Here is a 15,612-nt window from a genome sequence, read left to right as displayed (position 1 = left end):
CGACAACGACTACATCGCTATTCAAGATTTGGGTGGCTGTGACGCTGCATCGCTGAGCAGCACTGCAGCTATCAATAAGTCCAGCATTGCTGGTACTCCTCCCACCATCGCCATTAGCTCCGATGTCGCCTCCCTAAAAGCAGGAGAAACCGCATCCCTCAGCTTTGCACTCTCAGAAGCATCCTCCGATTTCGTTCAATCCGACGTCACCTTTTCCGGCGGGGCTCTCTCCAACTGGAATGCGGCATCCGCAACCTCCTATTCCGCCACCTTCACACCAACAGCGGACAGCACCACCAACGCGATGGTCTCCGTTGCCTCCTCCAAGTTCTCCGACGCCGCAGGCAATACCAACAACGACGGTTCTGATGACAACAACACTGTCACTCTCTCCGTTGACACCGTCAGGCCCACCATCGCCATTAGCTCCGATGTCGCCTCCCTAAAAGCAGGAGAAACCGCATCCCTCAGCTTTGCACTCTCAGAAGCATCCTCCGATTTCGTTCAATCCGACGTCACCTTTTCCGGCGGGGCTCTCTCCAACTGGAATGCGGCATCCGCAACCTCCTATTCCGCCACCTTCACACCAACAGCGGACAGCACCACCAACGCGATGGTCTCCGTTGCCTCCTCCAAGTTCTCCGACGCCGCAGGCAATACCAACAACGACGGTTCTGATGACAACAACACTGTCACTCTCTCCGTTGACACCGTCAGGCCCACCATCGCCGTTAGCTCTGATGTCGCCTCCCTAAAAGCAGGAGAAACCGCATCCCTCAGCTTTGCACTCTCAGAAGCATCCTCCAACTTCGCTGAATCCGACGTCACCTTCTCCGGCGGGGCTCTCTCCAACTGGAATGCGGCATCCGCAACCTCCTATTCCGCCACCTTCACACCAACAGCGGACAGCACCACCAACGCGATGGTCTCCGTTGCCTCCTCCAAGTTCTCCGACGCCGCAGGCAATACCAACAACGATGGTTCTCAAAGCAATAACTCCGTCACTCTCTCCGTTGACACCATCAGGCCCACCATCGCCGTTAGCTCTGATGTCGCCTCCCTAAAAGCAGGAGAAACCGCATCCCTCAGCTTTGCACTCTCAGAAGCATCCTCCAACTTCGCTGAATCCGACGTCACCTTCTCCGGCGGGGCTCTCTCCAACTGGAATGCGGCATCCGCAACCTCCTATTCCGCCACCTTCACACCAACAGCGGACAGCACCACCAACGCGATGGTCTCCGTTGCCTCCTCCAAGTTCTCCGACGCCGCAGGCAATACCAACAACGATGGTTCTCAAAGCAATAACTCCGTCACTCTCTCCGTTGACACCATCAGGCCCACCATCGCCATCAGCTCTGATGTCGCCTCCCTAAAAGCAGTCGAAACCGCATCCCTCAGCTTTGCACTCTCAGAAGCATCCTCCGATTTCGTTCAATCCGACGTCACCTTTTCCGGCGGTGCTCTCTCCAACTGGAATGCGGCATCCGCAACCTCCTATTCCGCCACCTTCACACCAACAGCGGACAGCACCACCAACGCTGTGGTCTCCGTTGCCTCAGCCAAGTTCTCCGATTCAGCTGGCAATACCAACAACGATGGTTCTCAAAGCAATAACTCCGTCACTCTCTCCGTTGACACCGTCAGGCCCACCATCGCCATCAGCTCTGATGTCGCCTCCCTGAAAGCTGGCGAGACCGCATCACTCGGCTTCACGCTTTCAGAATCCACCACCGATTTCGTGCAATCCGATGTGTCCGTTTCCGGCGGTGCGCTTTCCAACTTCTCCGGTTCAGGCACTGCCTACTCCTCCACATTCACTCCCGCTGCCAACAGCACCAGCGACGGTCTGATCTCCGTTGCCTCAGCCAAGTTCTCCGATTCAGCTGGCAATACCAACAACGATGGTTCTCAAAGCAATAACTCCGTCACTCTCTCCGTTGACACCGTCAGGCCCTCCTTCTCCTCTGCCGCCACATCCACAGACGGGGCCAAAGTCGTTCTCAGCTACGACGAAACCCTTTCATCTTCAACCGCTCCCACCTCGGCCTTTGCGGTCACAACCGACGGTGCCGCCAATGCCGTTACCGCCGTTTCCAATGACGGTGCCACCAGTGAGCTCACACTCACCAACACCATCAAAGCCAATCAGGCCGTCACCGTTGCCTACAACGACCCTTCCAGCTCCGACGATGCCAATGCGCTTCAGGACTCGGCTGGCAATGACGCCGTCTCCTTCTCCAGCACTTCGGTCACCAACAACTCCACCATCCCCGCAGCATCCACTGGTGGCTCAGACCTCATTCCCAACACGCCAACCACCAGCAAGCTCCTGCTCAGCAACGACAACTCGTTCTCTGTCACGAAAAGCGCAGCACAAGGACTCTGGATCAACCTCAAAGTCATCTCAGCTGACTCTGATCTCCAGAACAGCCTGATCATTGTTGATCAGAACAACAACGCCCTCGGCTGTATCGGCGCCACACACTCCTCAGGAAACTGCGGTGATCACGCGATCTTCATGCCACACGGATCCACCATCTCGTTCCATCAGTTCAGCAACAACCAACCGCTCATCAGCTCACCACAACTCGACATCACTGACAACAACGACGGCAGCTTCCAGCTCAGGCTCAACGACAGACTCAACGACAGCGATCACGATGATCTGGTCGTCGACATCAGCCACTCAGCCTCCTCACCCAATCCTGCAGCGACCGCGATGGCTGCCAAGCAACAAGGCATCCACAACGCTGTCCTTGATCTCTCCAGTATTCCAGCAACAGGCCAAACCCTCAAACTTTCACTGAACAGCAACTGCGCCTTCGTCAACCGCATCGCCATGGTCAAGCTCAGTGAGGACGCCGACGGTAACTTCTCGGTTGACGGCATCACCAACACTGCAGGCGCAGCCTTTGACCAGGCCGTTGCCGACAACCTCATCAATCCAGGCGGCGACAGCATCTCCTGCACTGGTGTTGAGACGCAGGCCATTGAATGGGATCTCTCGGCTTCTGATGCTGGCTTGTACGCACCTGTTCTGATCACACCCGATGGCGAGATCTACACCTACGGCTCATCTCAAATCAAAGCCCTCGGATGCAACTTCTTTGCCTTTGAGGACGACAACTCACAAAACTCCTCTGACTGGGATTTCAACGACCTCAGCATCAAGTTTGAAATCATCTAATTTCCATTCCTCAACAGCACCAGCTCAAGCTCCACCGCAAGCCCATCATCACTAGCCCATAATCACGCTCAGTTGCACAAAATTCCAAGGACACATGAGGGACAAGCCCCTCAGACCTTGAGCTGCAACTGAGAGCTGAGTGGCAGCAGCGGCCACCAAGACCAGCTTTGGTCCTCTGACGAGATGCCCTCAGTTGCACTCAGATCGCCCTTCATGATTGCTCTAGCTGGTGTTGGGAGCGCTCTGATTTCTCTAAGATTAATGCTTAGCCCGAAATATTGGCTAAACTTACAAAATCTTTTGAAGCTTAAATAGTGAATCGGATCAAGCCTGCTTTTTGTCTTGCGGCTGTCATCACAGCAACCTTGGCGATGAGTGCCAATACTTCTGGTTTTGCTAGCAGCAGGCCGTCAGAGTGCGACGACATCAAGCCTGCTCTTAAAAAAGAAAGTTCAACGACGAAAGCCATCGTCAATGCAGACAACTACGCGTTTGCCGAAACTGAAATAATTCTCGGTGATTATGTTCAAAAAATTGCAAAGGCAACCTGTTCAGACGGGATGGGTGTATTCATGCATTTCCGGAAGGCAATGGATCCCAAAGATAGAACTATATTGAGGCCAAACTTTGATACGTTGTACTCAGCAGCTGTTGTTGACTTGAAAAGTCCAGCAACAATCACCTTGCCAGCCTCCGATCGGCTGCAAATCCTGGAAGTGGTTAGCGCTTATCACTGGATTCCATTGGTGACTAGCAAGCCCGGCGTCTACGAGATAACAGAAGAAATGGTGGGTAGTCGCTTCGCATTTATCATCATTCGCACCCAAGTAAATATGCAGGATCCTGCCGATATTGAGCGGGTTGGCGACATTCAAGATGAAACAACAATTCGCCAAAAGAATCGCGGCAAATTCGTGCAAACAAAAGATTGGGATAGGAGCCAAATGCTTTCAATGCGATCTGACTATCAAGAAGAAAAGAATACAAAAGGTATTAGCAGTGAAGAAATCTTTGGCGACAAGGGTGAAATCAGTTCGGAGATGAGAAACATTGGGGTTGCCTTCGGGTGGGGTGCTCTAACAAAAGAAGGAGCTGTCTATCCCTCCATTAGCATTCCTGGATCTGATGAAGAATTCACACTCTTACTGAAGGATGTCCCTATGGCAAGCAATGCTTTTTGGTCGGTAACTGTCTACGACAAAGATGGATTCGCCCAAGGAGAGAATTACAATGTAAATAGCTCCTTTGCGAAGCAGGATAAAGATGGCAACTATGTGCTTAATTTCGGAAAGAATTCAGCCAAAGAAAATTTCTTAGAAATTTACCCAGGCTCCAATGCAACGCTGCGCATCTACTCTCCGCAAAAGCCTTATTTTGATGGAAGTTGGAAAGTTCCCGAAATGCAATCCGCTGCTAGAAGTCAGTAAATGTGTTGAGCAAGCCTGCATCATCGGATTGCTGCAAAAATCTCCCTTGTAGGGATCAAGACCACGCTCCCCCTTCAGAATTTCTGAGATGTCTCACCGCCTTCGTCGTTTCCTCTGCCTCCTGCCTCTGCTGACCTTGAGCCCAATGGCAGCAGCACAGGAAACTGTCGAGTCCTACTTGAGGGAGTATCCAAATCAGGAACAGGTCAAGATGATGAACACTTGGCTGGAGAAGAACGAGAAGGGCACTTTCAAGTTCACCGGTTTGGTGGATCCCAGCGACACCACAGTGGTCACGCCACAAGCCACTGTCGACTACGGCTACAACTGGTTTTCGATCTCAGACGGCCCGGCAATCCTGACGACGCCGACTTACGACAAATTCTTGTCGGTGTCGGTCTTCGATATGAAGCACAATGTGCCGGCTGTCATCACCAACCCAACAAAACCGATCCTGCTCAAACGACCCAGCCAAGCGATGCCCGAGGGCGACTTTGAGGTGGTTGAGCTTGAAACTGATCAAGGTCTTGTGCTGACCAGGATGGTCGTCGTTGAAAACCTGGACGCAGTCGTCGCCTCCCGTAGCCAATTCCAGATGCAGGGCGGCAAGGGAGACATGCAGCGTGAGGTCCAGCAATTCAGCCCAGAGACGGAAAAGAACGCCCAGGCCGTCATCGACACAGTGATCACCTATATCAACCCCGATGACGCCTTCGGTCGGGTTAGCGGAGACGTCAGCTTCCTCGACCTCGCAGCCGGAGTGAAGTTGGGCCAGTTAGGAACGCCTTCCGACACGGTCCGTTACGGCACCATCTTGGTCGACGACAGCGGTGCGCCTTTGCGCGGTGATGCGACGTATGTCGTGACTGTGCCTGCAGGGCTTTACAACCCTGGCGGCTACTTTTCAGTGACCCTCTACGGAACCGATAACAAGCTGCTGATCCCAAACGATCTGAAGATCTACGACCGAACCACATTCTCTTCAGAGCGGAACCAAGATGGAACAACAACCATCACACTCAGTCCTAATGGGAGTGGAAAAAACGGAATTCCCACTGGCAAAGACTTCTATGGAGTCCTTCGTGCGTACGTGCCAGCACCCGGTGCAATCATGAAAGTGAAGGTCGAGCGGCAGTAGGAAAAAGCGATGTTGGGATACCTGATTCTTCCGTAACGACTGATTGATCAGCACAATCACGCCATTCGAAAACTGGATGCCGTTGCTGAATCCAGCGGTTGCTCACAATCACGCCCAGTTGCACAAAAAACTGGGGACAACTGAGGGATTACCCTCTCAAACTCACTGTAATCAAACACTCTTAAGTGGCAGCAGCGGCCCCCACGGACAGTGTTGATCGCGCTGCTCTTCAAAGGACAAGGCACAACCTCGTTCCATCAATCATTGCTTCAGCGCAATACCAAGGGTTCAATCTGACCATCCTTCTCGATACCGAGCTGAATCGGTCTTGGTGCTCCTGAACCAGGCAGTGTTACCTCAACCCAAAGGGTGCTGCCATCCGGTCGGATTGAAGGATCCTTGACATGGGGTGGAATAAAAAAGGCTAATTCTGGCCCAGGATTAACCACCAGCGATCCCTCACGCAGCCTAATTTCTCCGGCATAATTATTGAATCCTGCTCCAACCTTCTGCACAGCCTGCAGCCGATCCGACTCAACGCGAAGCTGCACATCTTGCCAGGAACCAACCAGGTCAGTGGCAGAAACATCCGTGCTGTTGGAAATAAAAGGAACCACCATGTTCAAGGTGATGTAACGCCCTCGAATCGGCAGGTTTGGATCAACGGGTGCCGTTGGCACCCAGGCGCGAGGACTGATCTGACGATCGAACCAAAACAGTAATCCAGTGAAAAGCATCAGGGCGGCTTGAACACCAGCAAGTTGAAGACCTGGTCTCGATAGAACTCGACTCTTCATGACATTTATGACGGTGGATTGGGAGGAAGATTGGGAAGCAGAGCTTGTCGCAATCTGTTTAAGCCCCATCCACCAACCAAAAAGAACAAGCCAAGCCCCAAAAGAGACAGGGAGCGATCAAAACGACCGATCACCTCGGTGAAATAGAAGCCAATCAGCGTGGTTGCGAGCAGAACGGTGCCGATGTTCACCCGCTCTGCTCGGGCTTCAGTACTGCCCCAAAGCATCAAGCCCACAGACCCGACCCCCCACCAAGCAAAACTCAGCACACTGAATCCTTGAACCTGGATTACAAGATCGAGGACCATCCAGATCGCTACAAGGGCCAGGGGCCAAAAGCGATGGGGTCGCAGCCACCAACCAAGGATGACCGGCCCACCCAGCGTCACGACCCAGACCATCAATGACAACCAAAGCGGCTGTCCCAAAGCAGGCAAATCCAGACCCGTCGCCACCACAGCCCAAGTCACAGCTGCCGGCACCAGAGCAAGACCACCCATCCACATCAACACCGACCGAGCAGGGGTCAATGGCGTGCGATCAGGTGCCGTGAAGTACGTCAAAGAGGTCAGAAGTGCGCCAGCAGCAATTGGAACGACGGCCCAGTCCGGTTCAGAGCTCGAAAACCGATCCACTTCGAACATGATCAGTGCGGCGATCCATCCAGGCAGAAGCAGTGAAAGCAAGGCCAATTGGGGCCACTGCCGCAACAACTTCCACCCCGCTGCGGCTCCCAAGGACCAGAGCAGTAGGCCCCAACGGAACGACCAGAGGACATCAAGGTGGAAAATCTGAGCGCAGAGAAACACTCCCGCACCAAAAGCCACCGTGCCAACTGCGTGCAAGCCAAGTGCCATCAGCTGAAAACGCTCAGCAAACCAAGCACCACCAGCGTGCAAAGCGATCACAATGAACAGAAGCAGGCTCACTCGCCACAACGGTGGCATCTGATCCCAGTGAGCTGAGACGAAAAGCAGTAGGCCAGCAGCCAACAGCAGTGAGCCAAGCAGAATCGACAAACGGATGGGTACAGCCAAATGACGCACCGATGAATGCTTCGACTGATTGAGCTGGGAGTCTTCCCATCGCTGAATCGCTTCGGCCACATCGGCATCGATCAGCTCAGCTTGCAACCACCGGCGCAGCTGATCACTTAACGATTTGGAAGGATCCATTCAGAAACTACGCTCACATTCATTGTGCAAGACCCGCTCAGCTGACTGGACGAATTCTCCTGAAACTTGATGAGCAGTCTTTAGCCATCAACATCGTTTCGATAAAGATCCAGACCTTCAATGCTGATGACTTCAGGTTTCAAACCTCTGCGCTTGACGTCCTCAAAATCGACAGTTGAAGGCAACGCTGAGGTTCAGTTGTATCTGAACATTGCGCTGAGCTGATAGCCACCTAGGAAATGCCCATAGTTCTGCCCAGTTGCACAAAATTACAGAGACAAGTCAGGGATCATCCCCTCAGACTCATATCAAAAACTGGGCAAAAGGTGGCAGCAGCGGCCACCAGGGCCAGCTTTGGTCCTCAGGTTTGATGCTGCTCGCAGCCACTCAATTCAAGTTTCCTCACAACGATTCTGCCTAGAGGCGGTGCGTGCAGCGATCGATTTGAAAATGGCATGCAGCCAGTGGCATCGAACAGACCTCGAAAGCCGGAACCAAGACTCAGCCCCCTCTTGACGCCTCTCAAGCAAACCAAGCGATGGCCTGATCAAATCGTGCACTAATCGGACCACATACCAGTCGCAGCAGTGCATTGCCGCTTCGATAATCGTTGGGAGATCAGGTCTGAATTTGCTCCTTACCTCGCGAGCATCAGCAAGTCTGCTCCCTTGGAACAGGGGGTCGAATGCTGGCGTCGAGGCGACGCCCTTCGAGCCTGATCTGGGGGATCAGCACGCTCATCAGACTGAAAGGTAGCGATGGCGTTGTCTCATCAGGTTGATGAAGGATTTGTTGATGCGCAATTAAGGCTCAGCACGCTCTGGGCTTGCAACTCCCCAACAAGCGTCAATCAGTCGGTTGGCATTGAAGACAAAGAGCTGCTTGTCGCCGATGGGTCATGCCCCCACATCCGCGAGTTGCTGGCTACTTGCCGCGTTCCGGTGTTGTGGCTCACAGATCAACACGACCCGCTGATTGTTGTTGGAGAAGTCTTAGCTCAAAAGAGAGAGCAAGGCAGACCTGTTGAACGGCTGCACTGGATCAGCCATGGAGCGCCTGGTGCTGTTTTTGTTGGTGATCAAACGCTCAACACAACGGCTTTGCTGAATGCCCAGCAGGCGCTCGCCACTTGGCAGGTCAAAACAATCAATCTCTGGAGCTGCTCAACCGGGGCAGATCAAGATTTCGTCAGTGTTTTCGAAGAGCTCTCTGGTGCATCGATATGGGCCAGTCCTGGGATATTGGGCCGTCAGGCCGATGGCAGCCGACACTGGAGACTTAGCAATGCATCGACAAGGGACAAGCCTGATTTCCCAATCAATCAACACCAACTGTTGACGTGGAACTATCAATTAGCTGGCTTCTCAAGCAATACAACTAACCCCAAGGCGTCACCTGGGCGAACATTCAAAGAGAGTCGAAATCAATCCGCATTTGCAGCACTCAAAGACGACGGCTCCGTCATCACCTGGGGAGCGCTCTCCTATGGAGGCAGTTCATCCTCAGTCTCCTCCTCGCTGTCTTCAGGCGTCAGCCAAATCTTCTCCAACGGTTATGCCTTTGCAGCGCTGAAAGAGGACGGTTCTGTGATCACTTGGGGGGCTAACTACGCTGGTGGAAATTCATCCTCCTTCTCCTCCTCGCTGACCTCAGGCGTCAGCCAAATCTTTTCCACTTTCTCTGCCTTTGCAGCGCTGAAAGACGACGGCTCTGTAATCACTTGGGGGCGTTCCTACGCGGGTGGAAGTTCATCCTCCGTCGCCTCCTCGCTGTCCTCAGGCGTCAGCCAAATCTTTTCCACTAATTCTGCCTTTGCAGCCCTAAAAGACGACGGCTCCGTCATCACCTGGGGACAATCAAACTACGGAAGCAATTCATCCTCCGTCGCCTCCTCGCTGTCCTCAGGCGTCAGCCAAATCTTTTCCACTAATTCTGCCTTTGCAGCCCTGAAAGATGACGGCTCCGTCATCACCTGGGGAGGCTCAAGCAACGGAGGCAATTCATCCTCCGTCTCCTCCTCGCTGTCCTCAGGCGTCAGCCAAATCTTTTCCACTGCTTATGCCTTTGCAGCACTGAAAGACGACGGCTCCGTCATCACCTGGGGAGGCTCAAGCCACGGAGGCAATTCATCCTCCGTCTCCTCCTCGCTGTCCTCAGGCGTCAGCCAAATCTTTTCCACTAGATATGCCTTTGCAGCCCTGAAAGACGACGGCTCCATCATCACCTGGGGAGACTCGAACAGGGGAGGCAATTCATCCTCCGTCTCCTCCTCGCTTTCCTCAGGCGTCAGCCAAATCTTTTCCACTGGCTCTGCCTTTGCAGCGCTGAAAGACGACGGCTCCGTCATCACCTGGGGACAATCAAACTACGGAAGCAATTCATCCTCCGTCGCCTCCTCGCTGTCCTCAGGCGTCAGCCAAATCTTTTCCACTAATTCCGCCTTTGCAGCCCTGAAAGACGACGGCTCCGTCATCACCTGGGGAGACTCAAACAACGGAGGCAATTCATCCTCTGTTTCCTCCTCGCTGTCCTCAGGCGTCAGCCAAATCTTTTCCACTAATTCTGCCTTTGCAGCGCTGAAAAATGACGGCTCCGTCATCACCTGGGGAGCACTCGCCTACGGAGGCAATTCATCCTCCGTCGCCTCCTCGCTGTCTTCAGGTGTCGTTGGCTTCGCCAATCCATTCACCAATGATGTTTACGACACCATCGCCCCCAGCTTTTCTTCGGCCGCCACCAACACCGACGGAACCAAAGTTGTTCTCACCTACAACGAGGCACTCTCTGCAACAACCGCAGCCATATCGGATTTTGCCGTTACAACTGATGGTGCAGCGAATGCGGTCACCGCTGTTGCCATCTCCGGTTCCACCGTTGAACTTTCACTCACCAACACCGTCAGAAATGATCAGGCGGTCACCGTTACTTACACCGATCCATCCGGTTCCGATGACAGCAATGCTGTCCAGGATTTAGCCAGGATTGACGCGGCGACTCTGAGCAGCAGATCGGTCACCAACAACTCCACTGTTGCTGGCACACCGCCCACCTTCTCCTCAGCTGCCACGAGTACTGATGGCACCAAAGTGGTGCTCACCTACAACGAGGCGCTCTCTGCCAACACCGCAGCAGCATCTGCCTTTACGGTCACCTCAGGCGGGGTTGCCAATGCCGTCACCGGCGTTGGCGTTTCCGGTTCCACCGTTGAGCTCACAGTCACCAGGCCCATCCCCAGCTGGCATGCCATCAGCGTTTCCTACACCGATCCATCCGACTCCAACGACAGCAATGTCGTCCAAGACAGTCAAGGCAATGACGCCGCATCGCTAAGCACTACCGCCGTTACCAACAGTTCCACACAACCCTTTGAGCAACGCGGCAGCGACATCGATGGAGAAGCAGCGAATGACTACAGCGGCAGGTCCGTCTCGCTCTCCAGCGATGGCACCATTGTCGCCATTACGAGTCATGGTGGAAATAAAACCCGCGTCTTCCAGCGGAATTCAGAGACCAATGCCTGGATTCAAATGGGCAGCGACTTCGTGGGACCCACTGGCGTCTCGTGGGGCGCCGGTTCCGTCTCCCTGTCCAGCGACGGCACAATCTTTGCCCTTGGAAATCCTGGTGGAAATAAAACCCGCATCTTTCAGTGGGATGCAGGCTCTTCTGCATGGAACCAACTCGGCAGCGATATTGATGGAAAAACCGCTTGTGATGAAAGCGGATTCTCGGTCTCACTTTCAAGTGATGGCAGTGTTATTGCCATTGGTAATCCTGGTGTCGGTAGCTGTAGTCAGAACAAAAAAAGAGGAGGTCGCGCTCGCATCTACGACTGGAATTCACTCACGAACGACTGGATTCAACGCGGCAGCGATATTAGTAATCATTCAAGAGGAAAATCACACCTCTTAGTAAGCCGAGCTGGAGCAGGAAATTCTGTTTCACTCTCCAGCGACGGCAATGTTGTTGCTGTCGGAGCCAGCAACACAGGCCGACAAGGCTACACCCAAATTTTTGCGTGGGATGGCAGTGCCTGGGAGCAACGCGGCGGCCCTATTGATGGTGATACCTGGGGTGACGGGAGTGGAAACTCTGTTTCGCTTTCCAGCGACGGCAGCATTGTCGCCATTGGTGCCCCTAATCACCCCGGAAAAACCCAAATCCATGAATGGAATGGCAGTGCCTGGGAGCAACGCGGCGCTGACATCGTTGGAAAAGGTACACGCGACCAGAGCGGTCACTCAGTTTCTCTTTCGGGCGACGGCAACCTTGTTGCGATTGGTGCCCCTGGCACCCACAGTCCTACCGACAATCAAGGCTATTCACGTCTTTATCAATGGGATGCAAGCTCTTCAGCATGGAACGAATTAGGTACTGAAATTGATGGAGAAGAAGCTTATGACCGCAGTGGCTGGGCAATCTCTCTCTCAAAGGACGGCAGCACCGTTGCCGTCGGTGCCTTTTACAACGATGGCAACGGCGACCAAGCCGGGCATGTGCGGGTCTACAACCTCGACAACACCGCGCCAACCATCGCCGTCAGCTCCGATGTCTCCTCTCTGAAAGCCGGCGAGACAGCAACCCTGAGCTTCACGCTTTCAGACGCCTCCACTGATTTCGTTCAATCCGACATCAGCGTCTCCGGCGGTGCTCTCTCCAACTTTTCTGGTTCCGGAACCTCTTACTCCGCCACCTTCACACCAACAGCTGACAGCACCAGCAACGGCGTGATCTCCGTTGGCAGTTCCAAGTTTTCCGAAACCAGCGGCAACTTCAACGCCGATGGCTCCGATCCCAATAACTCCGTCACTCTCAGCGTCGACACCATCAGGCCAACCATTTCAGTTGCCATCAACGACGGTGGCGACGGAAGTCTCAACGCAGCGGAAGATGGCTCGGTCGCCATCGCAGGAACCACCTCTGGCGCAGAAGACGGTCAAACCGTTGCCATCAACATCTCCTCCTCGGCTGGCGGCACTCCCATCAACACCACCGCCACCACCAACAGCAACAGCTATTCCGTCACTGGCCTCGATCTCTCTTCTCTTAACGACGGCACAATCTCCATCACAGCCGATGTCAGCGACTTGGCTGGCAATGCAGCAACGCAAGCCTCCGATACCTCAACCAAAGACACAGCAGCTCCAACCATTTCTGTTGCAATCAACGACAGCGGCGACGGACTTCTCAACGCAGCAGAAGATGGCTCCGTTGACATCTCAGGAACCACGTCTGGTGCAGAAGACGGTCAAACCGTTGCCATCAACATCTCCTCCTCGGCTGGCGGCACTCCCATCAACACCACCGCCTCCACCAACAGCAACAGCTATTCCGTCACTGGCCTCGATCTCTCCTCCCTGAACGACGGCACAATCTCCATCACAGCCGATGTCAGCGACTTAGCTGGCAATGCAGCAACGCAAGCCTCCGATACCTCAACCAAAGACACGGCAGCTCCAACCATTTCTGTTGCCATTAACGACGGCGGCGACGGACGTCTCAACGCAGCAGAAGATGGCTCCGTTGACATCTCAGGAACCACGTCTGGTGCAGAAGACGGTCAAACCGTTGCCATCAACATCTCCTCCTCGGCTGGCGGCACTCCCATCAACACCACCGCCACCACCAACAGCAACAGCTATTCCGTCACTGGCCTCGATCTCTCTTCTGTTAACGACGGCACACTCACCATCACCGCTGATGTCAGCGATTTAGCCGGTAATTCAGCAACACAAGCCTCCGATACCTCAACCAAAGACTCCACTGCTCCCAACATCTCTGTTGCCATCAACGACGGTGGCGACGGAAGTCTCAACGCAGCGGAAGATGGCTCGGTCGCCATCGCAGGAACCACCTCTGGCGCAGAAGACGGTCAAACCGTTGCCATCAACATCTCCTCCTCTGCTGGCGGCACTCCCATCAACACCACCGCCTCCGTCAACAGCAACTCCTATTCACGCTCCAATCTCGATCTCTCCTCCCTGAACGACGGCACAATCTCCATCACAGCCGATGTCAGCGACTTAGCTGGTAATGCAGCAACGCAAGCCTCCGATACCTCAACCAAAGACACGGCAGCTCCAACCATCACCATCAGCTCTGATGTCGCCTCCCTGAAAGCAGGCGAAACCGCATCACTCGGCTTCACGCTTTCAGAATCCACCACCGATTTCGTGCAATCCGATGTGTCGGTTTCCGGCGGTGCGCTTTCCAACTTCTCCGGTTCAGGCACTGCCTACTCCTCCACATTCACTCCCTCTGCCAACAGCACCAGCGACGGTCTGATCTCCGTTGCCTCAGCCAAGTTCTCCGATTCAGCTGGCAATACCAACAACGACGGCTCCGATGCCAATAACGCCGTCAGCCTCTCGGTTGACACCGTCAGGCCCTCCTTCTCCTCTGCCGCCACATCCACAGACGGGGCCAAAGTCGTTCTCAGCTACGACGAAACCCTTTCCTCCACAACCGCTCCCACCTCGGCCTTTGCGGTCACAACCGACGGTGCAGCCAATGCCGTGACCGCCGTTTCCAATGACGGTGCCACCAGTGAGCTCACACTCACCAACACCATCAAAGCCAATCAGGCCGTCACCGTTGCCTACAACGACCCTTCCAGCTCCGACGATGCCAATGCGGTTCAGGACTCGGCTGGCAATGACGCCGTCTCCTTCTCCAGCACCACGGTCACCAACAACTCCACCATCCCCGCAGCATCCACTGGTGGCTCAGACCTCATTCCCAACACGCCAACCACCAGCAAGCTCCTGCTCAGCAACGAAAACTCGTTCTCTGTCACGAAAAGCGCAGCACAAGGACTCTGGATCAACCTCAAGGTGATCTCGGCTGATTCCGATCTCCAGAACAGCCTGATCATTGTTGATCAGAACAACAACGCCCTCGGCTGTATCGGCGCCACACACTCCTCAGGAAACTGCGGGGATCACGCGATCTTCATGCCACACGGATCCACCATCTCGTTCCATCAGTTCAGCAACAACCAACCGCTCATCAGCTCACCACAACTCGACATCACTGACAACAACGACGGCAGCTTCCAGCTCAGGCTCAACGACAGACTCAACGACAGCGATCACGATGATCTGGTCGTCGACATCAGCCACTCAGCCTCCTCACCCAATCCTGCAGCGACCGCGATGGCTGCCAAGCAACAAGGCATCCACAACGCTGTCCTTGATCTCTCCAGCATTCCGGCAACAGGCCAAACCCTCAAACTTTCACTGAACAGCAACTGCGCCTTCGTCAACCGCATCGCCATGGTCAAGCTCAGTGAGGACGCCGACGGTAACTTCTCGGTTGACGGCATCACCAACACTGCAGGCGCAGCCTTTGACCAGGCCGTTGCCGACAACCTCATCAATCCAGGCGGCGACAGCATCTCCTGCACTGGTGTTGAGACGCAGGCCATTGAATGGGATCTCTCGGCTTCTGATGCTGGCTTGTACGCACCTGTTCTGATCACACCCGATGGCGAGATCTACACCTACGGCTCATCTCAAATCAAAGCCCTCGGATGCAACTTCTTTGCCTTTGAGGACGACAACTCACAAAACTCCTCTGACTGGGATTTCAACGACCTCAGCATCAAGTTTGAAATCATCTAATTTCCATTCCTCAACAGCACCAGCTCAAGCTCCACCGCAAGCCCATCATCACTAGCCCATAATCACGCTCAGTTGCACAAAATTCCAAGGACACATGAGGGACAAGCCCCTCAGACCTTGAGCTGCAACTGAGAGCTGAGTGGCAGCAGCGGCCACCAAGACCAGCTTTGGACCTCAGATTGGATGCTGCCCGCAGCCACGCAATTCAAGTTTCCTGACCCACGATTCTGCCTAGAGGCGATGCGTGCAGCGGTCGGTTTGAAACC

Annotated in this window: 6 protein-coding genes; 4 read left to right on the top strand and 2 right to left on the bottom strand. The window is 54.3% G+C overall.

The window, feature by feature from the left end; translation table 11 throughout:
* The first annotated feature begins 28 nt into the window (after nucleotides 1-28).
* The 3 genes from AC6EI9_RS02030 (at nucleotide 29) to AC6EI9_RS02020 (ending at nucleotide 5,752) form a co-directional block, all read left to right on the top strand.
* On the top strand, nucleotides 29-3,187 hold the full coding sequence (locus AC6EI9_RS02030; RefSeq protein ID WP_498470131.1) for an Ig-like domain-containing protein: 3,159 nt from the start codon (nucleotides 29-31) through the stop codon (nucleotides 3,185-3,187).
* 314 nt (nucleotides 3,188-3,501) lie between these two features.
* Entirely contained in the window at nucleotides 3,502-4,614 is a 1,113-nt protein-coding gene (locus AC6EI9_RS02025) for a DUF1254 domain-containing protein (RefSeq protein ID WP_498468828.1), read from the top strand.
* A 211-nt stretch (nucleotides 4,615-4,825) separates the two neighbouring features.
* Nucleotides 4,826-5,752, top strand: coding sequence for a DUF1214 domain-containing protein (locus tag AC6EI9_RS02020; protein WP_498468827.1), 927 nt, complete (start codon nucleotides 4,826-4,828; stop codon nucleotides 5,750-5,752).
* A 269-nt stretch (nucleotides 5,753-6,021) separates the two neighbouring features.
* On the opposite strand, the gene AC6EI9_RS02015 is transcribed toward AC6EI9_RS02020, so the two are convergent.
* Nucleotides 6,022-6,618 carry a hypothetical protein gene (locus AC6EI9_RS02015; protein WP_498468826.1) on the bottom strand — a complete coding sequence of 199 codons (597 nt, stop codon included), beginning with the start codon at nucleotides 6,616-6,618 and terminating at the stop codon, nucleotides 6,022-6,024.
* On the bottom strand, nucleotides 6,555-7,724 hold the full coding sequence (locus AC6EI9_RS02010) for a DUF2157 domain-containing protein (RefSeq protein ID WP_498468825.1): 1,170 nt from the start codon (nucleotides 7,722-7,724) through the stop codon (nucleotides 6,555-6,557). The genes AC6EI9_RS02015 and AC6EI9_RS02010 overlap by 64 nt, the downstream gene beginning before the upstream one ends.
* A 758-nt stretch (nucleotides 7,725-8,482) precedes the next feature.
* Here AC6EI9_RS02010 and AC6EI9_RS02005 point away from each other — a divergent pair.
* Nucleotides 8,483-15,346, top strand: coding sequence for an Ig-like domain-containing protein (locus tag AC6EI9_RS02005; protein ID WP_498468824.1), 6,864 nt, complete (start codon nucleotides 8,483-8,485; stop codon nucleotides 15,344-15,346).
* Nucleotides 15,347-15,612 lie beyond the last annotated feature (266 nt).

Source organism: Synechococcus sp. MIT2312, assembly GCF_059772315.1.
The sequence above is the reverse complement of the archived record's forward strand: the minus strand, read 5'-3'. Positions and strand labels throughout refer to the sequence as shown.

What these genes read in the sequence shown, in the direction of transcription:
- AC6EI9_RS02020 (WP_498468827.1), top strand. Translation starts at nt 4,826, where the DNA reads ATGATGAACACTTGGCTGGAGAAGAACGAGAAGGGCACTTTCAAGTTC.
- AC6EI9_RS02015 (WP_498468826.1), bottom strand. Translation starts at nt 6,618, where the DNA reads ATGGGGCTTAAACAGATTGCGACAAGCTCTGCTTCCCAATCTTCCTCC.
- AC6EI9_RS02010 (WP_498468825.1), bottom strand. Translation starts at nt 7,724, where the DNA reads ATGGATCCTTCCAAATCGTTAAGTGATCAGCTGCGCCGGTGGTTGCAA.
- AC6EI9_RS02005 (WP_498468824.1), top strand. Translation starts at nt 8,483, where the DNA reads ATGGCGTTGTCTCATCAGGTTGATGAAGGATTTGTTGATGCGCAATTA.